This is a genomic window from Paracoccus sp. SY (assembly GCF_002901215.1).
Lineage (GTDB): Bacteria > Pseudomonadota > Alphaproteobacteria > Rhodobacterales > Rhodobacteraceae > Paracoccus > Paracoccus acridae.
Window position 1 is genome coordinate 1 of the sequence record NZ_NWMQ01000183.1, and the last position, 661, is coordinate 661.

Here is a 661-nt window from a genome sequence, read left to right on the forward strand (position 1 = left end):
CGCTGCCATCTGCCTCAGCGTTCCGCAGTCTTCTTCAGAAAGAGGTCCATCATGGCCATAGGGACTGTCAAATGGTCCGACGCCACCAAGAGGTTTGGCTTCATCCAGCCCGATGACGGCGGGCAAGATGTCGGCCGGCAATCTGCAAGCAGGGTAAGCGAGGGTGCCGTCCTTCTTCACCACCTTACTGCCCCTGGTGAGGACACACCATCGAGCAAGGTCAGGCATGTTGCCTGGCCTTTTTTCATGATCGACTGCACAGCAAGGCCATAAGGGAGACCAGGAATGACCGAGGCATGCCGCCCTCAAGGTCAGCCGACCTGGACCTGTCCTGATCCGAAACCTGATCACACGGCCACACGTTGTTGATCGCACACACGAGGATTCATCATGATGGAAGACCGCACACGGCGGATCGAGGAACGCGCGCATTCCCTCTGGGAGATGGAGGGGCGGCCCCATGGCCGGGACGCGCAGCATTGGCAGCAGGCGGAACGCGAGATCGACGCGGAAGACGCGGCCCGAGCATCCGCCACCTCGGCCGACACGACCGCGAGGGGCCGCAAGCCAAGGCCGAAGGCTGCAGCGACGAAAGCCAGAAAAACCGCACAGGCAAGCCAGGGACCGGAAGCCAGCCCGACAGCGGATGCTGCCGCGGAGG

Annotated in this window: 2 protein-coding genes; both read left to right on the forward strand. The window is 62.5% G+C overall.

Annotated features, from left to right (window positions below; translation table 11 throughout):
• Positions 1–51 precede the first annotated feature (51 nt).
• A complete protein-coding gene (locus CK944_RS22455) occupies positions 52–273 on the forward strand; it encodes a cold-shock protein (protein ID WP_103175212.1) in 222 nt (73 codons plus the stop codon).
• A 117-nt stretch (positions 274–390) separates the two neighbouring features.
• On the forward strand, positions 391–661 hold a 271-nt coding region (locus CK944_RS22460; protein ID WP_146038780.1), incomplete at its 3' end, for a DUF2934 domain-containing protein.

Bases quoted from the DNA above. Each gene is read 5' to 3' on its own strand.
- CK944_RS22455 (WP_103175212.1), top strand. From the start codon at position 52: ATGGCCATAGGGACTGTCAAATGGTCCGACGCCACCAAGAGGTTTGGC.